This is a genomic window from Planococcus sp. TJ-302 (assembly GCF_058268455.1).
On record NZ_JBZDOI010000001.1, the window covers coordinates 2,097,890 to 2,122,859 of the forward strand.

The window sequence follows — 24,970 nt, forward strand, 5'->3', positions numbered from 1 at the left end:
CTAAATCCCCCCAAGTAAATAAGTGATCCAGCCTGCCGCAAATGTCCCAGCTGCAAAAGCCGGAATTGCCAAAAGAATTTTGGCGGGCAGCGTGATTCCGCTAAAATGCTCGTGCACTTTTCTGACCGCTTCCCAGTATAGGAAAAAGCATGGAATTGCCAGTATGCCAGCCAGTAGATCGATGCCTGTAAGCGGCGGGCTAATATAATGGTCGAATAAAAAGCTCGTTGCCGCCCCGAGCGCGAAAAGCAGCATTTGGCAGCTAAAAAGTTTCAGGTAGTCCATGGCTTTCTTTCTCCTCCAAAAGTCTATTCTTTTCGTAATAAACCAGCGTAGCTTTGTCGTTTATCGGAACGCAGCTGCTAATTCGAGAATAGCCCATTTTTTCATACAGATAGCAATTGCCCTGTTCTTCTAACAAGGTCGCCAGCTTCCAAACTCCCTTATGGGAAAAGAGCTTTTCTGCTGCCATCATCGCTTGCTGGGCGATGCCTTTTCCTTGGAAAGCAGGATCGATAAAGATCGGCCCGATCCAAACTGCCTCTTCTTTTCCTTGCCGGATGCACATCGCACCTGCCCAGTTGCTATCCGCTACAATTTTGAAAAATCCGCCGGACGGGTCGGCAATTCGTTTTTGGGTTCGCGCGATTGTTTCCATAGCCGGACTGGTGCCGTAATCTTGGTATTTCTCGAGCATCGGCCAGAAAGCCTTTTTTTGCATAAGCAAGAGAGCAGGAGCATCTGACTCATCTGCTTTTTTTAATGTCACTTCCACCAAAACCCCTCCTCTTTTGGAACATTAGGGAATAATTGTAACTTTATTAATAGTTTACCGTCTATAAAATAAAAGGGGGAGAATTGTGTGAAAACTTTTTTAGCATCATTGGCTTTTATCTCCTACTTTTCCCTTTTCGGCTGCGGACAAAGGGAAGGCACGGCGGAACATTTAGAAGGCGCTTATAGCCTTGCGCTCAAGTTGATGATTGAAACCGATCCGGGATTAAACCAATCGATGGATTATATAGCGGTTGACATGGAGGCGCTCACCGAGTTGGACGCTGAAGACAAAAAAAGCATTTTGCGTTCATTGGAAACGAAATACGGGGTCGATGCCCTGGATGCTTCATTCGATGAATTGAAAGCACAAGGCATCTACGATGAAGAATCGGGAAGCTTGGATGGTATCCTCTTGACTATCGAAGAAATGAAATACAATTTTAACGGCTCGGTAACGTTTATTGGCGGCAAAATGAAATCGGGAGTGGGTGCAGTGGGAGTTGAAAGCACGCTGGAATTCGATGGCAGCCTGTGGAAAATACAAGAATCCAAAAAGACATGGGTCAGTTGACCGTATGCAAAAAGAGCTGGATCCCCAATGATAGGAATCAGCTCTTTTGTTATGCTATTAGACATTCACAATTTTGCTTTTTACTTCAAGCTTTTTCATAAAGATTTCAATACAAATAAGGAATCAGCCGCGCGCGCCGCTTCATCCAGCGTACATAATCTTCACCAAACTTTTCAATCAAGAGCGCTTCCTCATAATCCATGCGCTTCAGCAATGCCCATGCCATTGCAGCCCCACCAACAATTGCTGCGATGATGCTGGTGAAATACAGCGCCATGCCAAGCGTGATAAAAAACAGCCCGGTATAAAGGGGATGGCGCAGCCGTCGGTATGGTCCGGTACTGACGATTTGGTCGCCTTCCCGAACTGTGACGTAACGTGTAAACTGGTTTTTCAAGTGGACAATCCCCCAGATCCGCAAAAACACGCCGACCGCAAAAAACAGCGCGCCTGCTCCTTTCATCCACTCCGCGAAACCGGCGCCTTGCTGCTCCTGAAGCAGCATCGCAAGCACAATCGTGCCGGCGAGCGCGGTGAGAATCAGGAAAAACGAGCGCTTCTCCAATGGGTCGCTCGCCCCGGCGCGGCGGTTGCGGAAAAACACGAACTCACCGATCCATACCAAACTGACAGCACCAAAAATTATATCAATGAATGTCATTATCAAAGCTCCTTACTTTCTGTCTCTTTGCCTAAAATATATAGAAGATTTTGATGTAACACAAATCGCAGCCTCATTGTACAAAAGAAAACAGGCTTTCTTCCCTAGTAGTTGGAAAGAAAGCCTGTCTTTTATTCTTCAGTCGCTGATAAATCAACCAGCATCGCGGTGAACACGATGAAAATCGCCATTAATGATAATACCATTGTGAACATTGCCCTCAACTCCTTACCAAGTTATGAATCCTTTAGAACCAGGAGGTGCATTTTGAATCATGTCGCCAATCGGGATGGCATACGCGATGAAAATAAGTGCAAATGCAATGCCGATCCAGATAGTCCATTTCTCCAAAAACTTCGGTGTGTTTTCTTTATCGCTTTCAGCTAACGGAAACTCGACGAAATCTTCCGGACGTTCTGCTTTCGGCGACAGGAACATGGTCATGATGACGATATACATCAGGATCATTGCCGACAAGAACAGGATGCTACCGCCGATTGCCATTGTGACGTGGTTGGTCAGGATGCCATCGAACCATTCCAATGCGGAAGGATGGTTATTGTAACTGGAATAGGCAGTGCGTCGAGGCGCCCCTAGCAGCCCCAGGATATGCTGCGACGTTGACATCAGCAGCATACCGATCGTCCAAGTGATAATTTGGACAAATCCAAGGCGTTGCATCGATTTTGTGAACTGGCGCCCAGTCAAGTATGGAATCAGCCAGAACGTCAAGCCCATGAACGTCATCGCTACCGGCGTGCCGACAGTGATGTGGAAATGGCCGACAATCCAAAGCGTGTTGTGGACGACTTCATTCAGCTGGAAGCTAGCATTGATAATACCTCCGGCACCGCCGGGGATGAAGAATGCCATCGCGATGAAAATCGACGTAAAACGGATATCTTTCCAAGGAAGCAGGCGGAACCAGCCGAACAAGCCAGTCGCGCCTTTTTTGCGGCCTGAAATTTCAAAATTCGCAAACATCGTGAACGCTGTCATCAATGACGGCACGATGACCATGAACGTCAAAACGACCTGCAGGAATTTCCAGAAGTTCGAGATCCCTGGCTCAGTCAGCTGATGGTGGAAGCCGACCGGAATGGAAAAGAGAATGAACAGAAGGAAGGACAGCCGCGCCAGTGAATCACTGAATACTTTGACGCCAAGCAATTTTGGCACGATTAAATACCATGCCATATATGCCGGCAACAGCCAGAAATACACAAGCGGATGGCCAAAATACCAGAACAGGGAGCGGCTGAGTTCCACATTGATCGTGTCCCTCCAGCCAAATGCCCAAGGAATGTATTGGAACAAGACGGTTGCTACGACGCCCAAGCAAGAGATGAGCCACATGACGATGGTCGTAATGGTCATGAATGCGAACAATGGGCTGAACTGCCCTTTGTTTTTGCTGCGCCAAACCATGTAATGCCCAATCAATGCAAAGCTGCTGATCCAAGTTCCGACGATGAAGAGCGCTAATCCTACATAAAACCAGCCACTCGCTTTCAATGGTGCGTAGAATGTATAAAGAACGGAAGCTTTGCCAGAAACGATCATCACTGTCGCCATGACCGTACCGAGCAATGTCACCCAAAAGCCGACCCATGAGTACAAGCGCACTTTCGGTCCGAATGTGCCGATGCTTTTGCTCATGCCCGTTGTAAAGAATGCAAAAATGAAAAATGTCGTAAATATAAGTGCTAATAATACGCCATGGGCGGTTAAAATTTGATAATAATCCAACCAAGCCGGCAATTGCAATGCGTCATTTCGGATAAACACCTGCAGCAGTCCAGCCAATGTCCCGATCAGGAAGGCCGCGTAAGCGACGCCGATATTCGCCAATGCGATTTTTCTGTCTTTTACAGCAATCATCTTAGTACACCTCTATTTCGCTGAACATCATGTGATGGCCCGTACCGCAGTATTCGTTGCAAAGAATCAAATACTTTCCAGGTTTATCAAATGTGTAGGATTTCGTCGTAATCCGGCCGGGAACGACCATCATATTGACTTTTGTGTTGTCGATTGTAAAACTGTGGACCACATCTGTGCTGGTCACTTTGAAAATCACTTCTTTACCGGCTGGCACCTTCATTTCGGGCGCGTTATAGCCGAAAGCCATAGCCACGATTGTCACTTGATAGGTATCGTCATCCAGCTGAGACACGCCTGGATTATCAAATGGCGCGGTTTCATTCACTTTTTCAGGATCAATCGTATCCATTCCGCCTGAAGGGGTATGGCCATGGGAAAAGGCACTGACGCCTACAATGCTCAAAAATACGATGAGCGCAGCAATCCCGAAAATAAGCCAAATTTTTTCGTACTTGTGTAAATGCATATCCATCTTCTCCTTTTTCCATCCGTTTATGCCGCTTGCCTGGCACCTTATCGTGCAACGTACATCATGTAGACAACGATCCACATCACAACGATGATGACGCCTACAAATAACACACTCACTAATGTCCCTTTTAAATTCACACCTTGATGTTCTTCGTCTACAACAAGCTTACTCACCAATGTCTCTTTTGAATCCATATCCTGATGTTCTTCATAATTCTTGCTCATCCGCTCTCACCTCTTGTATTTATCTCTTGTTTACAGATTAAGGCTTTGGCACCGAAGACATTGTGATAAATATCACACCTGTATCATTTTTTAGGTGTATTTTCATATTTTGGACAAAAAAACAAGCCGATCCATGTAGGATCGGCTTGTTTGGAGACAGAAAGCATATTCTTTTTATTTCTAAAGGTACTCTTTTTCAATAGCAACTGTGCTGCGCACCGTATCGATCGGGCGCACCATTTTTTCAATTGCTTCGCGTTTCGTTTCCAGGAATGGCGGCAAGGATAATTTTTCACCCATCGTTTCATACGGCTCGTCGCCCATGAATCCTGGTCCGTCTGTTGCCCACTCGAAAAGGATGCCCTGTGCCACACGTGCGTACAGCGATTCGAAGAAGAATCGGTCAACATAGCCAGATGTGTTGAACCCAATTGTTTCCATGCGATCAATCCATTCTTTCAAGACATTGGTATCCTCTACCCGGAACGCTGCATGGTGGACGGTGCCGAAGCCTTGGCGGCCAGGAGGCAGCAATTTATTGTGCTCTACGATCACTTGCGCGCCGTTGCCGCCTTCGCCTACCTCGAAAAGGTGCAGCGACCCTTCTTTAGCGATTTCTCGCATCAGCATCGCTTTTTCCAAAACTTCTTTTAATTGTTCGAATTCCGCAATACGGATGTGAATTGGACCAAGCCCTGTAATCGCGAATTCAAGCGGCACCGGTCCATTCTGCCACGGAGTTCCTGCTGCAACACCTTCGTTATGCTCGTCAGAAATAAGCATATATTGCTGATCGTCAAAATCCGAGAACGAAATGGTTTTTTTGCCGAAAACTTCTTGGATTCCTTTATGCTTTACTTCGTATTTATCAAACCGCTTGATCCAGTAGCTCAAAGCTTCATCGGTTGGGACGCGGAACGCTGTTTTGTAAATTTCGTTCGTGCCATGCGTCCCTTTCTGTATGCCTGGGAAATCGAAAAACGTCATGTCAGTGCCTGCTGAACCTTTGTCATCCGCAAAGAACAAATGATAGGTCTGGATGTCATCTTGGTTCACTGTTTTCTTGACCAGGCGCATGCCCAGTACATAGGTGAAAAACTCATAGTTCTTTTCGGCACTGCTGGTGATCGCTGTTACGTGGTGGATCCCTTTTAATTCATTCATGAAAATCTCTCCTTCAAATAAAGTATAGGTTAATATCTCGAATTCGAGATATATGATTAAAAAAATTTAAGCCGAAATAATCGTTTGGAATGGTGTAACTTTTTTGCGAATAAATTATCTTTAATTCGAGATAATAATACCATGTAATTTCCAAAGCGTCAACAACTTGAATCCTTAAGCGAAAAAAAGAAGAATCCAGAAATCCGGAATCTTCTTTTGCTGGCATGGGGGTTGTTTTAACGATTTCTTTATTTATTCCGCAGTGGCTGCAGCGCGTTTGTCCACGCATTGACTTGATCCAACATTACGGCGACCGACTTTTCATGCACACCCGCCGGTTTGAAGTCGTGCATATCGACAAAATCAGTGAATAACGACATCGCCGGATGCGTGCGCACACTTGCCACCTGCAATTCAGCCAGAATGACACGCAGCGATTCCGCCGCCCGGACGCCGCCAGATGAACCGTAGCTGACAATGCCCGCTGCTTTATTGTTCCATTCTATATACAAGTAATCGATGGCGTTTTTCAACGCTGACGTAACACCATGGTTGTATTCAGGAGTAATGAACACATAGCCGTCAAGCTCGGCGACTTTTTGAGCCCAGGGAATCGCTTCAGGCGTTTTGTAATCCTGGCTGTACGCAGCCGAAATCGGTTCCGCATACATCGGCAAATTGAATTCTTTCAAATCCACTATTTCGTACTCTGCATCTCCGCGCTTGTCTGCAATTTCTTTGACCCATTGTGCCACTTGCAGACTGTTGCGCCCTGGTCGTGTACTGCCAGTAATAATGCCGATTTTCGTCATATAACTGATTCCTCCTCAAATTGTGATCATGCTTCGATTTCGAGACTTTCACTCTTTGATGCACTTTCATCATAAGTGAAAAAATTGAGAGTTTCAACCGAAAAGACTGAATAGTCCGAAATGAAGTGGGTCGGTCTTTTTAAAAGTTGAACCATTCAATATAAATTGATTACAGTCAATAAATAGTTCGAATTGATTTTGGAAAAATGTATTCACAATAAAAGGAGAGGGGAAACTTTATAACAAGTTTCTCCTCTCCTGATTCTTCTATATAAATACAAACTCTATACTTCAAAGCCTTCTTCTACGCCAGAACCCGCGAAATCTTCTTTCGCATCCATTCGGTAACTGATAAATGCTAAGCCTGAAGCGATCAATGCGCTTAAGCCGCCGACCCACGAAAGATGGACATACCCTCCGTTCGCGACCACATATCCGCCAAGCGTGGCACCCAGCGCAATGCCGATATTAACGGCTACTGGGGTTAAGGACGACGCAAAATCTTTGGCCCCAGGTGAATACACTGTTGCCAAGTTCATTAAATACATTTGGATCGTTGCATTCATGGCATAAATCATGACCGCCATTGCCATTAGGCTGACGAGTCCAGCAAGCGTGGATCCCATTGTAAAGTATAAAGAGCCTAAAATAACTGCTTGGACAATAAACACATAGCGAAGTTTGCTTACACCATTATGGCTGGCTATTTTCCCTGCCAGTACATTGCTGAGGATTGAAAATGCGCCGTATGCCAATAAAATCACGCTCACGTAGCTTGTCGCAATTCCCAAGCCTTCTTCAAGTATCGGCGTGATATACGTATAAATCGTGTAAGTTCCGGCAATTGAAAATGTCGGGATAAAGAATGCCAGAATCATCCGCGGATTGGCAAGCAAGCTTAGCTGTTCCTTAGCCGATCCTTTTTGTACTTTCAGCTTTCTCGGCAGGATAAAGATCGCCATGATCAAACTAATCACCCCTAAAAGCGTGGTGAACCAGAACGTCAGCTGCCAATTGCCCAGCTGCCCAATTAACGTGCCCAAAGGGACGCCAATGACGTTGGAAATTGTGAATCCGGCAAAAATCAAAGCGATAATGGGACCTTTCTTGCTTTCCGGCATGATGTCGCTGGCAATGCTCATCGACAGCGCAACCAATACACCACTGACTACAGCCGTAATAACCCGGGAAAAGATCAAAAGCTCATATGTGCTCGATAAAGCGCTGATGACATTACCGATAATGAACAAAGAAATCAAAATCAGCATCAGCGGATATTTCGGAAAGCGGCTGACGTACACTGTAACTATAGGCGTCCCGATTGCATAAGCAATGGCAAAGCCCGATACCAAGGTGCCAGCCACAGCAAGGCTAATATTTAAATCTGACGAAACTTCAGTCAGAAGGCCGACGATTACAAATTCACTCGTCCCCATGACAAATGTTAAAAGTGTTAATGTAAAAGCTAATATTTTCTGTTTCGTGCTTAACGACTCTTTTTTTACTGCTGTGTCCATGAAAAACTCACTCCTATTTCTTCTTTAAATCTTGTGGAAGAACATTCTTCCAATAAGTTCGAATGTGAATCACATTCATATAGATATATCTAAAAATATCGATATGGGAAATCAAAAAAAAGACACGGCGCTGCGTTAAATTTCTTCGTTGATGAATTTAGCAACTTTCGCCAATGTCTCTTCATTTCGTCTGTAATAAGTCCATTGCCCGTAGCGCACTGCTTCCAGCAAACCTGCTTTTTGCATGAGCGACAAATAATGGGAAACGGTCGATTGAGATAAATTCACCTTTTCTTGAATATCCCCTACACAAACGCCGCCCTCGATGCTTACCTCCTTCGGCAGATGCGCTTGCTGTGCCGGGAAATTCTTTTCCGGTTCTCTGAGCCATTTCAAAATATTAAGACGGGTTTCATTTGACAACGCTTTGAAAACATCTAAAACATTTAAATTATCCATGCGCCTATCTTATATCGGCTTTATTCGATATGTCAAAGCGTTTGATTCGAAGAGGATGAATTGAACAAAGAAACCGGCCATCCCTGGGTTGCAAGGAAAGTCGGTTTTTGAGGCTATAAGCTGATTTTCTAAGCACCAATACAATCGAACTGAACGTCAAGTATATTTAAAGATGGGGAGCATTTTCTCTCACAAACTCTCTTTAGATCTTACAGAGCCTGTATCCTTGAATCCATCCAATACCATAAATCCAAAAACTAAGCCTGCAATCGTCGGGACAGTCGTTCCGCCCGAGTAAATAATATCAGGAATGCGAAGCCACCCTTCACCTATTGGCGAGAAGGGCACGAAAGTCATTAATACAATATAAAGTGCTGGCAATCCAATCGCAGCAAAGATAACCCAGTCAAATTTCCAAGGATTTCTTTTTTTCATTTGCAGAATGAATTTGGGTGTGCGGATCAGCAAACCCATAACTACAGGAAACAGCGCGATGTATGTTTGCAGCAGAAAAGGATTAAATGTCATTTGTGCTCTTTCAGCTACCTGTTGCTGAAACTGCATCCCCGCGTACAGAACAAATCCGATCACTAATGTCCAGATGAAATAATATAGAAATCTTTTCAAAACCGTCTCCCCCTTTGTTTTCCTGTTGCCGAAAAGCTGCTATACCTTTGTATACGCAACAGGAAGACAAAGCGTTCCACTTATTTGGAAATAAACCTAGTGTGTCAATTCACTTTCACTAAGCCTTCAAAAGCTGAGCGTTAATTGCGACAATCACCGTGCTTAAACTCATAAAGACAGCACCAATTGCCGGGCTGATGATAATCCCCCATGGAGCTAGAATCCCTGCTGCCAAAGGGATTGCGACAATATTATAGCCGGTCGCCCACCATAAATTCTGTACCAGTTTCCGATATGTCTTTTTCGAAAGATCGATCAGCGCAACCACATCGTTCGGATTGCTTCTGACGAGTATCACATCGGCAGTCTCCATCGCCACGTCCGTACCCGCACCGATAGCAATTCCCAGATCGGCTGTCGCCAGTGCGGGTGCATCGTTAACGCCATCTCCAGTCATCGCAACTCTTCGCCCACTGTCTTTGATCCGCTGAATTTGCTGGGCTTTGTCGTTCGGCAGCACCTCCGCGTATACTTCGTTGATGCCCACTTGTTTCGCTACCCAGTCCGCCACTTTCTGGTTGTCGCCTGTCAGCATGATTGAATGAATACCTTTTTCTTTTAATGCGGACACTGCTTCTCTGGCCGTATCACGGACGATATCTGCCAGGGCGACCATACCCGCTAGCTCTTCCTCCACGAGCACGAAGACCACTGTTTTTCCTTCTTCCGACAACCGATTAAACTTCTCTTTATTATAGCTAAGCCCATTATTGTTCACATAACCAGGGCTGACGACATTAACTATCTGGCCGTCCAGTCTTCCTTGGATTCCTTTTCCGGTAATCGATCTAAAATCCCTCACTTTTCCGATCGACAGCCCTTTTGCTTTGGCGGAATTCACGATGCCCGTGGCAATCGGATGCTCCGAGTTCTGTTCGATTGCCGCAGCCAGCTGCAAGACTTCTTCATCGGTATAATTGCCGGCTGGCACAATATCTGTGACGCCAAACTCCCCTTGCGTCAGAGTACCAGTCTTATCAAATACGACGGCATCTAAATTCCGCGCTCCTTCGAAATCTGCCCGGTTCCGGATCAGCAGTCCTTGTTTTGCAGAAATAGAAGTTGATACCGCAACAACCAGCGGTGCTGCCAACCCTAACGCATGGGGACACGCAATGACCATGACAGTCACCATCCGTTCAATTGCGATGTCAAACGCATACCCCAGTGCCAGCCAAGCGGACAGCGTCACAATTCCTGCAGCCAACGCCAGGTAAAACAGCCATTTAGCGGCGCGATTCGTTAAATCCTGTGTTCTGGATTGGGATTCCTGCGCTTCTTTAACCATCTTGATCACTTGGGATAAATAAGAATCTTCCCCCGTCTTTTCTACTCGAATGATTAGCGAGCCTTCCTTGTTCACCGAACCCCCAATGACTTCTTCACCTGCCACTTTATCAATTGGAATGGATTCCCCTGTGAGCATCGATTCATCTACAGTTGATTTTCCTTCCATAATCAACCCGTCAACTGGTATCTTTTCGCCCGGTTTGACCAGCACCCGATCATGGTTTCGGATTTCAGCTAAGGGCACGTCTTGGACTTGGCCGTGTTCGTCCAATTGATGTGCTTCACTCGGCATCAGCTTAACGAGCTGCTCCAATGCATTGGAAGCGCCCAAAATCGAACGCATTTCAATCCAATGCCCCAGTAGCATGATGACGACGAGTGTTGCCAGCTCCCAGAACAGCTGGTTGCCTGCCCATCCAAAGACCACGACGGTGCTGTAGCTGTAGGCAATTGTGATGGCCAACGCAATCAAGGTCATCATGCCGGGATTCTTTTCTTTCAGTTCATTGATTCCGCCAATCAAAAATGGCCAACCGCCGTAAAAGAAGACGATAGATGATAACGCGAATAAAATATAGAGATCGTTGTCGAAGCGCCAATCGACTCCCATGAAATGCTGAATCATTGGAGACAATGCCAAAATCGGGACGGTAAGGATCAACGATAGATAGAAGCGTTTCTTGAAGTCTTCCACCATGTCGCCGTGTCCTTGGTGGGCATGATGCCCGTTATTGCCATGCTCTGGCTGCGTTTTTTTGGGGTGGCTGGCCGGTTCGCTGTGCGGCTGCATCTTTGAAATGTCGTGCTGGTCCATAGAATGCTGCTCAGGACGGTGGTGTTCTCCATGCTTTGCCATTCGGTTTCACCTCTTGGAAAGATTTTTTCACCGTGGATACTGATTTTTGTCTCTTCAATATAAATTGAAACTATCGAGAAAGTATGGAGAAAATTCTGTTTTTTTCACGTCAGAAATGCTGCATCGCAGTGGTTATAAGATGAACACATTAAAACACCCCCGTCTATCGTCGTCTGCACAACAATAAGCCGGGGGCCCTTAAGTATTTTTTGGTACTCCATATTGGCAACGTTTCATTGAGGAACTAGTTCTCTATGGTCAATCGATCTTGCAGAATGAAATCGGGCAATTTTCGCAATTGATTTCATCTTTTAGAAATGAAATGTCATGGATCAATATCTTTCCTTCCACCAAAGACACTTTTTGTTTTTTCTTCAAGTCATTTAGCATGCGGTTGACTACTTCCCGCGTCATGCCGCAGAAATTCGCCAGTTCCTGATTCGTCAAAACCATATCGACTAGCACACCGTCATCTTTTGGCAAGCCGTAGCTATTGCTGAGCCTAATAAGTGTGGAGTAAAGCGCCCCTTTTTTGCCGTGCAGCATTAAATCACGGAACTTGGTCTGTGTTTTCTGCTGGTCGACTCCCATCCATCTCATGAAAGCAGCCGCCAGTTTGGCGTTTTCCAGCAGTGCCTCTTCCAAGTCTTCAATGGCAAATTTCATGCAGACAACATCTTCTAGCGCCTTCGCATCCAGCATATAAATAGAACGATTCGAAAAAACGGTCACTTCTCCCACCAATTGGTCGGGCCCGCAAATGCGCAGTGTCAGTTCACGGCCGTTCGGCGTCACTTTTCCAATTTGGACTTTTCCCGCTTGCACAATATAGACGCCTTTGATGGCATCGCCTTCTTGAAAAAGATAAGCCCCTTTTTTATATTCCTTGATGCTGTGGCGGATTGTATGAAGCTCCGTCAATTGAGAAGTCAAATTCCCTTCCATCATTCGTTCTTCCAAAAAACACGCCCCCTTGTCGGCCGGCCTTTTCCCTAATCTATTGCTGCTAGCATAACATAATTACCCATTTTTTTCGAACTGAATTTTCTGACATCGCTTGCTATTTGAAGATGCGTTTCCTCCTTGACACATTCTGCATAAAACCTTGTTTAATAAGCAGGAACTGCACCTCTGTTTAGCGAAGATTAGTTAAGACAGAGAAGGAGGAATTCATTATGACATTGAAATACCATAATATTCTTGTAGCCATAGACGGCTCGAAGGAAGCCGAAATGGCTTTTAAAAAATCGGTGGCAATTGCAGCCAGAAACAATGCTACGTTGAACTTGGTCAGCATCATCGACACATCATTCGGCTCACTTGAAGCATATGGGCGTGAGTTCGCAGATAAAGCTACAGCATCCGCGCATGAATTGCTGGATCAATATAAAAAAGAAGCCGTAACTGACGGCGTCCAGAACATCAATATTGTTGTTGAATTGGGCAATGCCAAAGCGAAAATTCCAGGAGAAATTGCTAGCCGCCTGAAAGCGGATTTAATCATCTGTGGCGCAACAGGCGTAAGTGCTGCGGAACGCATCTTCCTCGGCAGTGTTTCTGAACGGATTGTACGAACTGCAAAAGTAGACGTACTGATTGTAAGATCAGAAGATGCAATTTCAGAATAACATTTGAATATTTAAAAAACTCCTTCTTTATTTATTTTAAGAAGGAGTTTTTTTATTGTTCTCAAAAAGGTATAACTTTTCTTCTTACCCTTGTCATACTTTCCTAAAACATTTGATACGCAATTGTAATAAAAATTTAGGCCTTATGATGGTACAATACTTCTGCTGGCTTTTTTAGAGCGGTTTTTATCATAGATTTTTACTTTTTTAATATAGATGATTATTCTTTTACCTATAGACACGAGGAAATGAGAGAGGGGAAACAAGAAGTGAATTTACTATCTAAACTTACTGCCGGCGCAACTGCCGCAGTGTTGGCTCTATCGATTTTCATACCTGCAGCTAATGCAGATTCATTGGGAGAGCTAAAAAGCAAACAACAGGAAGTGCAGCAAAAGCAAAGCGAGTTGAACTCTGGGATCCGTGAGAAAGCTAACGAAATCGCGGAAAATGAGACAAAACTTGAAACAATTATGAGAAAAATTATGGAATTGGACAAAAAAGTTCAGGAAACTGAAGCTAAAATCTCCGATGTCCAAGCTCAAATCGACCAAACCAAAACTGAAATCGATGCATTGCAGGCTTCTATCGTAGAATTGCAGCGCAAAATCGATGAGCGTACTGAATTATTGCAAGAACGTGCCCGCGCTATTCAAATGAGCGGCGGATCTGTAGATTACGTAGATGTATTGCTTGGCGCAAACAGCTTTGTTGATTTTATTGACCGTTTTTCAGCAGTAAATACGTTAATCGAAGCTGACCGTGAAATCATGCGTGAACAAGCAGCTGACAAAAAGCTGCTTGCTGAGCAAAAAGCTCAAGTAGAAACGAAATTGGCGGAGCAGGAGCAGCGCAAAGCTGAACTTGTCCAGTTGAAAACTTCACTGGACGGCCAGAAAAAAGAGCAGGCCCAGCTTGAAGCGGACCTGAAAGCAGAACAAGCGCGATTAGCTAAAGAGAAATCGTCTTTGGAATCGGAACACGATAAGCAAATGACTATTGGTGCAGGTCTCGCATCTAAAATTGAAAAAGAACAAGCTCGCCTTGCCAAATTGGCAAGAGAAGCTGAGTTGAAGCGCCAACGCGAAGAAGCGGCAGCGCGTAAAGCCCAGGCTGCGGCGGCAGCAGCAAAAGCAGCAGCTTCGGCGGCAGCTTCAGCGAAAAGCTCAACACCAGCTGTTTCATATGCATCAGCACCAGCGCCTGCAGTAGGCAGCGCGAACTTCATCAAACCGGCCGCTGGCAGATTTACATCAGGGTACGGTGGACGTGATATCGGTGCAGGAGCTGAATCCCACTTGGGGCTTGATATCGCAAACGCAACTGGTACACCGATCGTTGCTGCAGCCGGCGGCTATGTATCATTCGCCGGCAACATGGGCGGCTACGGCAACGTAGTCATCCTGACGCACTCGATTAACGGGCGCTCGTACGCAACAGCGTATGCACACATGAATTCTGTAGGCGTATCTGTTGGGCAAGCTGTTTCACAAGGCCAATTCATTGGAGCAATGGGAAGCACAGGACGCTCGACCGGTCCTCACCTTCACTTTGAAATCCATATTGGATCTTGGAACGGTGCGCGCTCAAACGCAGTTAACCCATCACCTTATATCCGATAAATAAAGTAAAGCCTGTCCCTTTCGGGGCAGGCTTTTTTGTTTGAGTGTATTAACTCAATCCTTTTCATTGCGCTTCAGTGTGTTAGAATTCTGTTTCGTTAACAGGCATTAAAAATTCTTTGAAAGGCGTTAACTCGGATTTAACATACATTGGCTGAAAATCAACATGCATTAACCGTTCGTCAACATGAACTGTTTGAAATTTAACCGGTACTAACAAAACAGCGTCACGCCACAATCCAAGTTCAAAAGCGCATATATTAAAGGGGCACATACACGCTTTTTTTATTTGTCGCCGTATAATTGCTGCAGTTCTTCTTCTTTCATCGTGAAGCGATGTTCTTCTGCCGGGAACACCCCGGCTTTGACTTCCGCAACATAGGCACTTAAGCCGTTTTTCATCATTTCGCCGGTTTCCGCGTATGAACGGACGAATTTCGGCAAATGGTGCGAACCGTATTTCAAGGTATCGTGATAGACAAGCACTTGGCCATCGGTGTCGGCCCCTGCCCCGATGCCAATGACTGGAATCGAGACAGCCGCAGTTACTTCGCGGGCTAGCTGATATGGAATGCATTCGAGAACGAGCAGACAGGCTCCCGCAGCCTCGCACGCTTTCGCGTCTTCAATCAGTTTTTGCGCGGCATGCGCAGTCTTGCCTTGCACTTTAAAGCCGCCCAAAACACCCGCCGTCTGCGGCAATAGCCCAAGATGCGCCACAACAGGGATGCCGGTGCGCGTCATTAGCCGCATGACATCCACCACTTCATCTGCACCTTCGAGTTTCAGCGCTTCCGCTCCTGTTTCCTGGAAAATCCGGATGGCATTCTGGAGCGTCTGGTGAAGATCGCCATGAAACGAGCCGAATGGCATGTCGACTACCAGGAATGTGTCGCGTGCGCCGCGACGAGCAGCTTTACCGTGGTGGATCATATCTTCAATCGTCACTTTAACCGTTGAATCGTAGCCCAGCACGACCATGCCCAGTGAGTCGCCCACTAGAATCACTTCGACTCCAGCTTCTTCCGCAAGTTTGGCCGATGGATAGTCATATGCCGTCAGCATGGCGATTTTCTCGCCCTCTTTTTTCATTTTCAATAACGATGCTGTATTCTTCATTTACTTTTCTCTCCTTTCGGGGAGAAAACCGATTAAAAGCCCTCCTGTTATGAAAATGGACAGGAGGGCAGGAAATGAGCAGTTGGTTTTCTCCGTCCCTGTCGTTTAAAGATCAAGGCGAACTTATTTGTTTGTGGTCTTCCAGGTGAAACCGGTGCAGTTCGATTAGGATACTGCCCTTATTTCCACTATAGCAGAAAGCTGAATTGAGTGGGGACCTTCAGATTTCAGAATTCTTCCTTTAATTCCGTTTACGAATAGTTTCCTGATTTCCCATTTCTGACACATCCAACGAGTACACAAAAACTTCCTTGCCGCCCATAACCACTGCTTTCTCAAAGCTCATGCCAATCGATTCCGCCACTTTTCGGGAAGCGCTATTTTCAGTCTGGATCAACGACACAAACCGTTTTCTTCCCAACCCTTTGATGCCATAATCGCGGATTGACGCAGCCGCTTCCTTGGCATAGCCCAACCCCCAATATTGCGGGGCGATCCAATAGCCGATTTCGAGCTCTTCGGCCCCGTCAACCGTCTGCCGGACCAAACCGGCATGCCCGACCGCTATTCCGTCTTCACGCCGTACCAGCAGCCGCAAACCGGTTTCCGGCGCTTCTTTGTATGAACGGTAAATCCAATAAAGAAATTCGTAAGCTTGGCTGCGGTTTCGGATTTCACCGTCGCCGATAAAGCGAACTACCCGCGGATCACCAAGAAGCGAACAGAGAAATTCAAAATCCTCATCCCGGTACATGCGCATGTCGAGGCGCTCGGTCTGGAGCACCTTGTCAGGCGACTCTATTCTGCTCTTCATGGGTCAGTCCTCCCCTAGAAATTCCACCGGCAATTCCGTTTCTTTCAGCTCTCCTTTGTACTCCACACGGTATGCTTTAGCAGAAGGTCGTGAGCTGACAGCCCGCACCAATTCCTGTCCGATGTAATGAAGTGCTACTCCGTCATCTGCCGCCACTCCGCCTTTAACTGCTTTCGACGCTACCAATTGCTGATAAGCCGGACGCCGTTCTTCCTCGCCGTCATAATGAGGGCAATTGCTGCCTGCCAGAAAACCGAGCGGCTGAATCGGCTCCAGCTTATCGCCATATGAATCCGTCACGCCATCTTCAAACCAGCAAAGCGAACCGGCACTGATTCCCGAGAGGACGATGCCTTGCTCCCAGGCTTTGCGAAGAATCACATCCAGCCCCCATTCCTTCCAAAGCACCAGCAGATTTTTGGTGTTGCCTCCGCCTACATAGATGATGTCTTTATCCAGCACAAACGCTTCCAAATCCCTTGCCGGCGGCTTGAACAGCGACAGATGGGATGGAACACATGCTTGATTGCCGAAAAAATCATAGAATTGGTTGATGGCTTTATCCGAATCTCCACTAGCTGTCGGGATAAAGCAGATTTTAGGGTTCCCTTTCGGTGATTGCGCCAATATGTACTTGTCGAGCAACGGATTTTCAGGTTCCATCAAGAACCCGCCGCCGCCCATTGCAATAATCTGTTTCATCCTACACCTTCCATTCTGTTTTCAATAAAGAAAGCATGAAGCTATCGTGCGGGCGCCCGCCTTGACGCAAATAAGCGCGCAGCAGCCCCTCTTTCTGGAACCCGATCTTTTCCAACATGCCAAGAGAAATCTCATTCTCCGGAAAAACGACCGCGCCCATCCGAAAGATCCCCAACTCATTGAAAGAATGGTCCAATACTGCATGGACCGCCTCTTTCGCAATGCCTTTGCGCCAATGATCCGGATGCAATTCATAGCCGATTTCCGCTTTTCCCACGCGCTTGTTCCAGTTATGGATGCCGATGGTGCCGACAAGTTCACCACTTTCTTTCAAGATGATTCCCCAGCGAGTCGCCATGCCGCTGTCGAACCCTTTACTGAATGACTGAATAATTGCGGCGGCTTGCTCCGGATCCGTAAATTTATCAGTTCCATAATACTGCATCACATCGTCATGCGAAAAGATACTATAAATACACTCTTTATGCTGCTGTCCAATTTCAGCAAGCTGGAGCCGTTCTGTTTCCAATGCTGTAAATCCCATGTTGCATCCCCCTTTTCTTCTCCTATTCCATTTCGCCGTAGAGGCCCGGCACTCCTGCCTTTTCAACTCAAAACACTGCCTGCCCTCGGAAAACGCAAAAAAAAATAGACCGCCGAGAGTTTTTCGACGGCCTGAAAACCAAAATTCTAGATGAAGCGCACAACGTCTTCCAGTGGCAGCCGGGAAGTTCCAAAAGCTGGAGCCGCTGCTTTGCCGATGGCAATCAAGACAATCGGGAAAAGATGTTCCGGCAGGCTGAAATGTTCGGCAAACTTCACTTTGTCGAATCCGCCCATCGGAATCGTGTCATATCCGCGTTCTTTGGCAAGCAGCATCAGCTGCATCGACACAAGGCCTGCATCATAAGAAGCGATATTCATGCGTGCTTCGACCGGGGCATTCGGATAAACCTTGTACGTATTGGCAATCGTGCGTTCTTTGATCGCTTCGTCGATATGGCCTTCCTCGACATTTTGTGTATAGATTTTTTCAACATTCTTGTACGCGTCAATGTTGCCGAGTACCGCAATAATCGCCGAAGAATCTTCGACCTGCGCTTGGTTATTGGCAATGGCACGCAGCTCTTTTTTTACTTCCTGGTCTTGGATAACGATAAAATTCCATGCTTGCAAGTTGCTCGATGAAGGAGCGCTCGTCGCCATGGTCAATAGCTCCTCGATTTCCTCTGTCGATATTTTGAAGCTAGGGTCGTAAACGCGCACTGATTTTCTTTCTTTCATTACCTTATATAGGGATGATTCTGCAGCAATTGCCATCGTGTAGCCTCCTTGTAATTCACTTACTTTTAGTAAGTAGATAAATATAACTTACCACCCTTTTGAAGCAGCGTCAACGAACCTGCTCGGCTTATAGAAATGTCGGTGGATTAGGCGTTCCACGTGAAACAAAAATACCGCTCCTTGGGAACGGTTTAATGCTGGCTTTTCGATGACCTGATTTTCATGCGCCATAGCTCTTCCGCCGCACCTGAACCTAATAACACGCCAAAAACGATGACGACAAAGCCGATCAGATGATAGCCTGTAATGGTTTCACCCAAGAATGCAGCCGAACCAAGAAGCGCGAAAAAAGTGTTTAAATTAATGAAGATAGCGGCTTTCGAAGGCCCCACTTTCCCGAGAACGTGGTTATAGAGCATATGCCCAATTGCCGTCGCAATGATTCCAGAACCAAAGAGCATCAGCCAAAACGTGGCATCCATGTTCGCGAAGGCGCGCCATTCGCCTGGTTCCATCACCAAGCTGATCAGGAAAATCCCCGCGGAGCCGATGATGAACATATACGCCGTCAACAAACGGGGATCCAGTGTTCGTGATGCCTTGCTGATGACCATGAAGCTCATCACTTGTGCCACCATAGCGAGCAATATGTATAAATCTCCAGCAGAAGCTGTGCTTGCCTGCGCGTTGCCCGCCAGTACAGTGGCAGCTACTCCGATAAAGCCCAGGACGAATCCGAGCCATTGCCATTTTGTTGGCGTCAGCCGCAGCAGCAGCAAACTCAAGACTGCTGTCATGATCGGGCTCGAGCCAATGATCAAACCTGAGTTCGTTCCGCTCGTCAGTGAAATTCCTACGGAAATCAGGTAATGATGGATAACGACATTGAGCAGCGCTCCCACTGCGATGAACGGCCATTCCGCTTTCGTCGGCTTTCGGACAAGCTTGAAAACCGAAAGAATCGCAAAGACCATGACCCCTGCAAGGAAAATGCGCAGCGACGTCATCGTCACCGGCCCCATCTGCGCCGTCAGGTATTTCATGACCGGCACATTCATACCCCAGGCGAACATCACTGCCACCAGGATCATATATAATTTAAAATGGCTCATACTTATTCCCCATCCATGTTCCGCCAACTGCGCTTTTCTGAATTATACCCCCTTTTCAGACAAAATAAAAACGGAGCGGAATGGGAGGATCCCCCTTTTCTGTCCGTCTGTTGGGCTTACATAGACCCTGTTATTCATTGAACGTTTTACGAAAGCCGTAAAATGGGCGGTAGCCATGCGCTTGGTAATAGCTTTGCGACGTGCTGCTTGCCAGCATTTCCAGGCGCGTCTCCGGATAAAGCGCGTGGACATGCGCTAATAATGCTTTGCCAAGGCCTTCACCTCGGCGATTCTCAGCAATCAGCAATTCACAGATATACAGCGTGATGAATTGGTCTGTCAGCCCGCGCATGCAGCCAATAATTTCTCCTTGCTGTACTGCAACGAACGCCACATTCGAATGCTGCCATGCAGCTTTCACGATGTCCGGCTTCGATGCAAGGTTTGTCCATCCTTCCGATTCGTTCATGCGCTGGATGGCCGGAAAGTCGCTGTCTTTAAAAACTTGGATAAAAATACTTTCAGTTGTTTCCACAAATAATCACCTTTCTATCAACAGGACATCGCTGTCAGTCAGCCGCTGTACTTGCAGATTATGTACCGCTTCGAATTCAGCAATCCGCTGTTCCACCGTTTTACCGGTACTGTCGGGAAATTTATCTTCCCGGCCGTAATGCGGGAAAATGGGTTTTGGAAAAATGCCCAATGCCTTTAAGTCTTTTAAGTTCACGGTATTCATCGATGGTGTAAAGCTATTGACGATTTCGATGTGGGGACCGAAAATCATGGCTCCGGCGCTGACTCCTATGAAAATGGCGTCGCGTCCCATCAGTTCTTCAATGACCCCCTCCGCTGCGCTTTCTTTTAACTCGCGCAGCAAGCGGAACGGATTGCCTCCGCATATGTAAAACACATCGTATCCCAATAAATTTCGGGCATCTTCAAATTCAATGTCCAGGAAATCCACCGTCATAAGACCCATCTCCAGAAAATCTTCTTTTGTTTTTACGGCAAATGGATTTTTTTCTTTTTTCGAAGAAGCAGTCGTGATAATTGCTGCTTTTAGAGCAGCAATCCGGCCGTCAACAAGCTGCAGAAAATCATCTTTTACTGATTCTGTAAAAAAACCTTTTGAAGTTAAAAAGATATGCGCCATCTGCCTCAGCCTTTCCCAGATTAATGTATTTCTGCTTCCGTGAATGGTTCATCAAGCTCTGTTGTTTGCTTAGGCTTGGCTGCGAAAATATGCAGCCCCATGCTGGCGAGCGCCAGCAAAATCCCTGCCCCGAACAAGATGCTGCCAAAAACAACAAAAACAAGCGTATTGGTTTCCATGATCAATTGATAAGTTTCTCCATCGCCGACGCTGTCGTACTGGCGGTTCAACCATCCACTCGCGCGCGCCTGGCCGAAAGCTGTACTGGATAGACTCAGAATGATGCCGGCAACGACTAAAAATGCTGCTGTCCACCACATTGCATACAAACGCCTGTCCATTTTCTTTTCCCCTCTCGATAAAGCTGATGTCCGCTACAAGGAATCCAGCAGAAAAGTCCTCTCAAAAAGCCGGCATCAAAGCCGGCTCTATTCTTTCACACAATAACACTTGCTTGTATCTTGCTTATCGCGATCAACTCTCTTCATATTAGCAGAAGCTTTCTCTAAATTAAATATGTTTTCTGATAAATTGAAGAGAAAGAAAACATCACGCTGAGTTAGAGACGTGATGTAATGGTAAATGACGCGGCATTCTGCCTTTACGCAAGGACAATCTGATTTTTTCCATTCTGCTTTGCTTTGTATAGGCAAGTATCCGCCATGTGGAATAACTCTTTAAAGCTCTGGACCTTGCCATTCAAGTTATCAGAGATGCCGATGCTGATGGTTAGCGGCCTAGTTGCCGACTCGCCCTCAAATTCAATGGCACCCAACGCCTCCTGGAGTTGCATTGCCTTTTTCTCGCCGATTTCCAGCGAACCTCCTTGGATCAAGATGACGAATTCATCCCCTCCATAGCGGCCGATCAAATCTTCTTCCCGGAACACTTTTGAGCAGGCTTGGCTGACCAATTTGATGGCCTCATCTCCGAATAGATGGCCATTGCTGTCATTGATGGATTTGAAATCGTCAATGTCAAAAGCAAGGCACAATATTTTTTCATGTGCCGCGGCCGCTTGCTTGAGCCATTTGTTGGTGGTTATTTCTATGTAGCTGCGGTTATACAACCCTGTCAGATAATCCGTATTGGCCTTTCGTTCGTACTCGACGATATTGTGCTTGATATCAAGCTTTAACGCGGCAAGCGCCAACTCACTGTGATGGACTTCGTTGAGCAATTGGATATATTGCTTCTGAACAGCGTAGCCCAATTGGATATCTTCCATCAATTCGCATAAACGGCAGCGTTCTTTTTCAATGCTTTGCAGTAATTGCATGTCTTTATAGCTTTCTGCCGACTCTTTTGCGGAAGTGTATGCCGCAAAAGCTTCTTTATAACGCTTCTGTTCAGCGTACCAAGCGCCTTGGATACTGAAGCATTGCGATTTTTCCGGCATATAATCATCAAGCATCGGGTCATTCAATAATTCATCGAGCCCTTCGCCGGAATCCTTGAAATTTCCTAAGCCGATTTGGGCTTTGATGACGTTCATCTTAATCCTCATCCAGCGAATCGGCTTTAATGCTCCGCTCTGTTCTGCATAATCCAGCGCTTTGTTGGCAGCTTCTAATGCTTCTGCAAACCGCTGTTCCATCAAGTAAACATGGCTCATATTGCCATACGCCACAGGGATGAGCTTATGCTTTTGTAATTGTTGGCCTGTCCGGATGGTTTTCCGCAAAGTTTCTTTTGCCCGTGGGTAGTCTTTAGTGTATTCATATAAGAGAAACAGCACATGGTATAAATTTAAATGATCCGACTCGTCGCCTTGGTCGTCGCATACTTCCCTATAGGACTCAATACACCTAAAGGCTTCTTCGATATCGCCAATGAAATAATACGATGCGGCTATATTTAAGTAAGCCGCCAGCATGGCCTTCGAATCGCCGCTCCTCTTTGCCTGTTCCAGTAAAATATAACCTTTTTCAATGGTTTCACGGTATTTCCCTTCAGCCCTTTTGTCGGATACTTCCCGCTTTAAGAGCTCTAAGCTGCTATTTGGCATAGCCCACACTTCCTATCTAAATTAAAAAAGAGTAGTTATTTTTATCTATTTTAGTTTTTTCTTTAGTTTACCTTGAAAAGACATTTTATTAAAGTAGTTTATTGAAGTTTAATGGAAAAATTATTCCAGATAAAAGTTCAGAAAAACCCGCAGCCAGGAAAAGGCTGCGGGTTTTTCTGATAGAAGATTCGTGTTAAAGGCCATCAGTGTATGTGTTTGCGCTGGAAATCTGAGATGCTTTCGTATTCATCTTTCAATAGCCGCGACAAGCGGATGTAAATCGGCAAGAGTTCGCGGTAAATCGCAGACGCTTCCGGGTCTGGAGAATGGGTATGCGTTTCTCCGATCATGTCAGACACAATGCTGAAATCTTCAATCTCGCCGATTGCGTACATGCCAAGGACGATCGCCCCAAGACAAGAGCTTTCAAAGCTTTCTGGGATAATGACGGGCTTGTCGAAAACATCTGCCATGAGCTGGCGCCACATCTCAGAGCGTGCAAAGCCGCCCGATGCCTGGATGCGCGCCGGCTCTCCTGTCAGTTCTTCGACAGCGAGCAGCACCGTATAGAGATTAAAGACGATTCCTTCGAGCACCGCTCGGATCATATGCTGTTTTTTGTGGTGGATGCTCAATCCGAAGAACGAGCCGCGGGCATTGGCATCCCACAAGGGAGCACGCTCCCCTGTCAGATATGGCAGGAACAGCAAGCCATCAGCACCTGTATTAACATTTGAAGCGATATTCGTCAGGACGTCGTACGGATCGATGCCGAGGCGTTTCGCCGTTTCCGTCTCAGAAGTTGCGAATTCATCCCGCAGCCAGCGCAGGACGATTCCGCCATTATTGACCGGACCGCCAACGACCCAATGGTCTTCTGTCAAGACGTAGCAGAATGTCCGTCCTTTTGGATCCGTTTTCGGCACCGGCGAAACCGTGCGGATGGCACCGCTCGTGCCGATTGTCACTGCAATGACACCCGGTTCAATGGCATTGACGCCGAGATTCGACAGCACGCCGTCGCTGGCACCGATGACGAAAGGTACATTTTGGCGAATGCCCATGAACGTGGCGTATTCCGGAGAAAGCCCAGTCTGCACATGGGTCGTCGGCACTGGACGGGAGAGTTTCTCAGTGGTAATGCCGGCGACGCCGAGCGCCCCCTCATCCCAATCAAGATTCTGCAGGTTGAACAAGCCGGTTGCAGAAGCGAGTGAATGGTCGATGATGTATTCGCCGAACAGTTTATGAAAGACATATTCTTTGATGCCGATGAATTTTTCGGCCCCTTCGAATATCGCGGGTTCCTCCGATTTTAGCCACACGAGCTTCGACAGCGGCGACATGGCATGGATTGGCGTTCCGGTGCGCAAGTAAATCTCATGGCCATCCATTTCTTCTTTGATTTTTTTGGCATACTGCGCGCTCCTGGTATCTGCCCAGGTAATGCTCTGCGTCAGCAATTCGCCGTTCTTGCCAATGGCGATCAGACTGTGCATCGCTGCACTGAACGATACCAGCGCCAGCGATTGCGCGGGGATTGCGCTTTTGCGCAGCGTCTCCCGCACAGATGTCAGGACCGCGCGGAAAATCTCTTCCGGGTCCTGTTCCGCCACCAGCTGGTTCGGAGTATGAAGCGGATAAAGGACCGTCTCACATTCCACAACCGTGCCTTTTTTATCGAACAGCACGGCTTTCGTCGACGTCGTTCCAATATCTACACCCAAATAATACGATTGATCAGGCATGCTAGCCCTCCTTTAGATACAAGAAAAAGAAAAAGGAGTTGGTCCTTTTTCTTTTCAGGTTGTTGAGAAATTCTCGTTAGCTCTTTTCATTTCGCTTCCGGCGGACGCGTTCCGCGGGCCTGGCTTCAGTCTCCTCGTCGATAACGCTCCTGCGGGGCCTTCAGCTCAGGTCGCTTCGCTGCTCCCGCTGGAGTCGCCGCCTTCCGCTTCATTCAAAGTTCTCTCTTAATAACAAAACATTTCTTTTTCGAAGTACTTTAAAGATACATTTTTTTCAGTTGTTACTGTACTCCAGATATGAAGCAAAACAGCGGAGAAAAACGTACTGCTCCTGTCTCTGTCCCTGCAACGCTTCGCTAGCTTCGGGACATGAAAAACCGTTGCATCGCTGCGCTAGCTTCGA

General features: G+C 46.6%; 27 protein-coding genes. 3 read left to right on the top strand and 24 right to left on the bottom strand.

The genetic code is table 11. The annotated features are described in order from the left end of the window. Positions 1 to 285 (bottom strand): hypothetical protein, encoded by a 285-nt coding sequence (locus AC4EHB_RS10175; RefSeq protein ID WP_490981383.1) that lies wholly within the window; start codon positions 283 to 285, stop codon positions 1 to 3. Beyond that, positions 263 to 775, bottom strand: coding sequence for a GNAT family N-acetyltransferase (locus AC4EHB_RS10180; protein ID WP_490981384.1), 513 nt, complete (start codon positions 773 to 775; stop codon positions 263 to 265). Before AC4EHB_RS10180 ends, AC4EHB_RS10175 begins: the two co-directional genes overlap by 23 nt. 87 nt (positions 776 to 862) lie before the next feature. Here AC4EHB_RS10180 and AC4EHB_RS10185 point away from each other — a divergent pair, with 87 nt between their 5' ends. Beyond that, positions 863 to 1,348: a peptide ABC transporter substrate-binding protein gene (locus AC4EHB_RS10185; protein WP_490981385.1), complete on the top strand. Its 486-nt coding sequence runs from the start codon at positions 863 to 865 to the stop codon at positions 1,346 to 1,348. A gap of 106 nt (positions 1,349 to 1,454) precedes the next feature. Here AC4EHB_RS10185 and AC4EHB_RS10190 read toward each other — a convergent pair whose 3' ends face one another. From AC4EHB_RS10190 to AC4EHB_RS10240, 11 genes are all read right to left on the bottom strand, one after another. Next, complete coding sequence (locus AC4EHB_RS10190; protein ID WP_490981386.1) at positions 1,455 to 2,009, bottom strand: methyltransferase family protein; 555 nt, start codon at positions 2,007 to 2,009, stop codon at positions 1,455 to 1,457. A gap of 228 nt (positions 2,010 to 2,237) precedes the next feature. Further along, positions 2,238 to 3,890 carry a b(o/a)3-type cytochrome-c oxidase subunit 1 gene (locus tag AC4EHB_RS10195; RefSeq protein WP_490981387.1) on the bottom strand — a complete coding sequence of 551 codons (1,653 nt, stop codon included), beginning with the start codon at positions 3,888 to 3,890 and terminating at the stop codon, positions 2,238 to 2,240. A gap of 1 nt (position 3,891) precedes the next feature. Next, the gene (locus tag AC4EHB_RS10200) at positions 3,892 to 4,359 is read right to left on the bottom strand and encodes a cytochrome c oxidase subunit II (protein ID WP_490975442.1); all 468 of its coding nucleotides are present in this window, start codon (positions 4,357 to 4,359) and stop codon (positions 3,892 to 3,894) included. Between the two features lie 47 nt (positions 4,360 to 4,406). Continuing rightward, a complete protein-coding gene (locus AC4EHB_RS10205) occupies positions 4,407 to 4,589 on the bottom strand; it encodes a hypothetical protein (RefSeq protein ID WP_490975443.1) in 183 nt (60 codons plus the stop codon). Between the two features lie 180 nt (positions 4,590 to 4,769). Further along, the gene (locus AC4EHB_RS10210) at positions 4,770 to 5,753 is read right to left on the bottom strand and encodes a ring-cleaving dioxygenase (protein ID WP_490981388.1); all 984 of its coding nucleotides are present in this window, start codon (positions 5,751 to 5,753) and stop codon (positions 4,770 to 4,772) included. Positions 5,754 to 6,001: 248 nt separating this feature from the next. Continuing rightward, complete coding sequence (locus AC4EHB_RS10215; protein WP_490975445.1) at positions 6,002 to 6,565, bottom strand: NADPH-dependent FMN reductase; 564 nt, start codon at positions 6,563 to 6,565, stop codon at positions 6,002 to 6,004. A gap of 284 nt (positions 6,566 to 6,849) precedes the next feature. Continuing rightward, positions 6,850 to 8,082, bottom strand: a complete 1,233-nt coding sequence (locus AC4EHB_RS10220; protein WP_490975446.1) for an MFS transporter — start codon at positions 8,080 to 8,082, stop codon at positions 6,850 to 6,852. 135 nt (positions 8,083 to 8,217) lie between these two features. Beyond that, positions 8,218 to 8,541 carry an ArsR/SmtB family transcription factor gene (locus AC4EHB_RS10225; RefSeq protein ID WP_490975447.1) on the bottom strand — a complete coding sequence of 108 codons (324 nt, stop codon included), beginning with the start codon at positions 8,539 to 8,541 and terminating at the stop codon, positions 8,218 to 8,220. Positions 8,542 to 8,730: 189 nt separating this feature from the next. Then, positions 8,731 to 9,168: a hypothetical protein gene (locus AC4EHB_RS10230; RefSeq protein ID WP_490975448.1), complete on the bottom strand. Its 438-nt coding sequence runs from the start codon at positions 9,166 to 9,168 to the stop codon at positions 8,731 to 8,733. A 118-nt stretch (positions 9,169 to 9,286) separates the two neighbouring features. Next, entirely contained in the window at positions 9,287 to 11,374 is a 2,088-nt protein-coding gene (locus AC4EHB_RS10235; protein ID WP_490981389.1) for a heavy metal translocating P-type ATPase, read from the bottom strand. 258 nt (positions 11,375 to 11,632) lie between these two features. Then, a complete protein-coding gene (locus AC4EHB_RS10240; protein WP_490975652.1) occupies positions 11,633 to 12,319 on the bottom strand; it encodes a Crp/Fnr family transcriptional regulator in 687 nt (228 codons plus the stop codon). A 230-nt stretch (positions 12,320 to 12,549) separates the two neighbouring features. Between AC4EHB_RS10240 and AC4EHB_RS10245 the strand changes: the two genes are divergently transcribed. Both AC4EHB_RS10245 and AC4EHB_RS10250 read left to right on the top strand, forming a co-directional pair. Continuing rightward, the gene (locus AC4EHB_RS10245) at positions 12,550 to 13,002 is read left to right on the top strand and encodes a universal stress protein (RefSeq protein WP_490981390.1); all 453 of its coding nucleotides are present in this window, start codon (positions 12,550 to 12,552) and stop codon (positions 13,000 to 13,002) included. A 269-nt stretch (positions 13,003 to 13,271) separates the two neighbouring features. Further along, positions 13,272 to 14,624 carry a murein hydrolase activator EnvC family protein gene (locus tag AC4EHB_RS10250; protein WP_490981391.1) on the top strand — a complete coding sequence of 451 codons (1,353 nt, stop codon included), beginning with the start codon at positions 13,272 to 13,274 and terminating at the stop codon, positions 14,622 to 14,624. A gap of 285 nt (positions 14,625 to 14,909) precedes the next feature. On the opposite strand, the gene panB is transcribed toward AC4EHB_RS10250, so the two are convergent. The 11 genes from panB to gntK form a co-directional block, all read right to left on the bottom strand. Continuing rightward, on the bottom strand, positions 14,910 to 15,743 hold the full coding sequence (gene panB / locus AC4EHB_RS10255; RefSeq protein ID WP_490975452.1) for a 3-methyl-2-oxobutanoate hydroxymethyltransferase: 834 nt from the start codon (positions 15,741 to 15,743) through the stop codon (positions 14,910 to 14,912). A 241-nt stretch (positions 15,744 to 15,984) separates the two neighbouring features. Next, entirely contained in the window at positions 15,985 to 16,557 is a 573-nt protein-coding gene (locus AC4EHB_RS10260; RefSeq protein WP_490981392.1) for a GNAT family N-acetyltransferase, read from the bottom strand. Between the two features lie 3 nt (positions 16,558 to 16,560). Next, positions 16,561 to 17,259 (bottom strand): Type 1 glutamine amidotransferase-like domain-containing protein, encoded by a 699-nt coding sequence (locus AC4EHB_RS10265; protein ID WP_490981393.1) that lies wholly within the window; start codon positions 17,257 to 17,259, stop codon positions 16,561 to 16,563. A 1-nt stretch (position 17,260) separates the two neighbouring features. Next, entirely contained in the window at positions 17,261 to 17,803 is a 543-nt protein-coding gene (locus AC4EHB_RS10270) for a GNAT family N-acetyltransferase (RefSeq protein WP_490981394.1), read from the bottom strand. A 146-nt stretch (positions 17,804 to 17,949) separates the two neighbouring features. Next, entirely contained in the window at positions 17,950 to 18,579 is a 630-nt protein-coding gene (locus AC4EHB_RS10275) for a nitroreductase family protein (protein WP_490975456.1), read from the bottom strand. Positions 18,580 to 18,734: 155 nt separating this feature from the next. Beyond that, positions 18,735 to 19,655, bottom strand: a complete 921-nt coding sequence (locus AC4EHB_RS10280; protein ID WP_490981395.1) for a DMT family transporter — start codon at positions 19,653 to 19,655, stop codon at positions 18,735 to 18,737. A gap of 130 nt (positions 19,656 to 19,785) precedes the next feature. Next, entirely contained in the window at positions 19,786 to 20,190 is a 405-nt protein-coding gene (locus tag AC4EHB_RS10285; protein WP_490981396.1) for a GNAT family N-acetyltransferase, read from the bottom strand. A 6-nt stretch (positions 20,191 to 20,196) separates the two neighbouring features. After that, entirely contained in the window at positions 20,197 to 20,811 is a 615-nt protein-coding gene (locus AC4EHB_RS10290) for a Type 1 glutamine amidotransferase-like domain-containing protein (protein WP_490981397.1), read from the bottom strand. 20 nt (positions 20,812 to 20,831) lie between these two features. Then, positions 20,832 to 21,152: a hypothetical protein gene (locus tag AC4EHB_RS10295; protein ID WP_490981398.1), complete on the bottom strand. Its 321-nt coding sequence runs from the start codon at positions 21,150 to 21,152 to the stop codon at positions 20,832 to 20,834. Between the two features lie 260 nt (positions 21,153 to 21,412). Continuing rightward, positions 21,413 to 22,819 carry a GGDEF domain-containing protein gene (locus tag AC4EHB_RS10300; RefSeq protein WP_490981399.1) on the bottom strand — a complete coding sequence of 469 codons (1,407 nt, stop codon included), beginning with the start codon at positions 22,817 to 22,819 and terminating at the stop codon, positions 21,413 to 21,415. A 203-nt stretch (positions 22,820 to 23,022) separates the two neighbouring features. After that, positions 23,023 to 24,567, bottom strand: coding sequence for a gluconokinase (gntK, locus tag AC4EHB_RS10305; RefSeq protein ID WP_490975462.1), 1,545 nt, complete (start codon positions 24,565 to 24,567; stop codon positions 23,023 to 23,025). Between the last annotated feature and the right edge of the window lie 403 nt (positions 24,568 to 24,970).

What these genes read in the sequence shown, in the direction of transcription:
- AC4EHB_RS10245 (WP_490981390.1), top strand. Translation starts at nt 12,550, where the DNA reads ATGACATTGAAATACCATAATATTCTTGTAGCCATAGACGGCTCGAAG.
- AC4EHB_RS10295 (WP_490981398.1), bottom strand. Translation starts at nt 21,152, where the DNA reads ATGGACAGGCGTTTGTATGCAATGTGGTGGACAGCAGCATTTTTAGTC.
- AC4EHB_RS10270 (WP_490981394.1), bottom strand. Translation starts at nt 17,803, where the DNA reads ATGGGATTTACAGCATTGGAAACAGAACGGCTCCAGCTTGCTGAAATT.
- AC4EHB_RS10200 (WP_490975442.1), bottom strand. Translation starts at nt 4,359, where the DNA reads ATGCATTTACACAAGTACGAAAAAATTTGGCTTATTTTCGGGATTGCT.
- AC4EHB_RS10275 (WP_490975456.1), bottom strand. Translation starts at nt 18,579, where the DNA reads ATGGCAATTGCTGCAGAATCATCCCTATATAAGGTAATGAAAGAAAGA.
- AC4EHB_RS10175 (WP_490981383.1), bottom strand. Translation starts at nt 285, where the DNA reads ATGGACTACCTGAAACTTTTTAGCTGCCAAATGCTGCTTTTCGCGCTC.
- AC4EHB_RS10240 (WP_490975652.1), bottom strand. Translation starts at nt 12,319, where the DNA reads ATGGAAGGGAATTTGACTTCTCAATTGACGGAGCTTCATACAATCCGC.
- AC4EHB_RS10220 (WP_490975446.1), bottom strand. Translation starts at nt 8,082, where the DNA reads ATGGACACAGCAGTAAAAAAAGAGTCGTTAAGCACGAAACAGAAAATA.
- AC4EHB_RS10195 (WP_490981387.1), bottom strand. Translation starts at nt 3,890, where the DNA reads ATGATTGCTGTAAAAGACAGAAAAATCGCATTGGCGAATATCGGCGTC.
- AC4EHB_RS10215 (WP_490975445.1), bottom strand. Translation starts at nt 6,565, where the DNA reads ATGACGAAAATCGGCATTATTACTGGCAGTACACGACCAGGGCGCAAC.
- gntK (WP_490975462.1), bottom strand. Translation starts at nt 24,567, where the DNA reads ATGCCTGATCAATCGTATTATTTGGGTGTAGATATTGGAACGACGTCG.
- AC4EHB_RS10235 (WP_490981389.1), bottom strand. Translation starts at nt 11,374, where the DNA reads ATGGCAAAGCATGGAGAACACCACCGTCCTGAGCAGCATTCTATGGAC.
- AC4EHB_RS10190 (WP_490981386.1), bottom strand. Translation starts at nt 2,009, where the DNA reads ATGACATTCATTGATATAATTTTTGGTGCTGTCAGTTTGGTATGGATC.
- AC4EHB_RS10260 (WP_490981392.1), bottom strand. Translation starts at nt 16,557, where the DNA reads ATGAAGAGCAGAATAGAGTCGCCTGACAAGGTGCTCCAGACCGAGCGC.
- AC4EHB_RS10265 (WP_490981393.1), bottom strand. Translation starts at nt 17,259, where the DNA reads ATGAAACAGATTATTGCAATGGGCGGCGGCGGGTTCTTGATGGAACCT.
- AC4EHB_RS10290 (WP_490981397.1), bottom strand. Translation starts at nt 20,811, where the DNA reads ATGGCGCATATCTTTTTAACTTCAAAAGGTTTTTTTACAGAATCAGTA.
- AC4EHB_RS10225 (WP_490975447.1), bottom strand. Translation starts at nt 8,541, where the DNA reads ATGGATAATTTAAATGTTTTAGATGTTTTCAAAGCGTTGTCAAATGAA.
- panB (WP_490975452.1), bottom strand. Translation starts at nt 15,743, where the DNA reads ATGAAGAATACAGCATCGTTATTGAAAATGAAAAAAGAGGGCGAGAAA.
- AC4EHB_RS10300 (WP_490981399.1), bottom strand. Translation starts at nt 22,819, where the DNA reads ATGCCAAATAGCAGCTTAGAGCTCTTAAAGCGGGAAGTATCCGACAAA.
- AC4EHB_RS10280 (WP_490981395.1), bottom strand. Translation starts at nt 19,655, where the DNA reads ATGAGCCATTTTAAATTATATATGATCCTGGTGGCAGTGATGTTCGCC.
- AC4EHB_RS10205 (WP_490975443.1), bottom strand. Translation starts at nt 4,589, where the DNA reads ATGAGCAAGAATTATGAAGAACATCAGGATATGGATTCAAAAGAGACA.
- AC4EHB_RS10210 (WP_490981388.1), bottom strand. Translation starts at nt 5,753, where the DNA reads ATGAATGAATTAAAAGGGATCCACCACGTAACAGCGATCACCAGCAGT.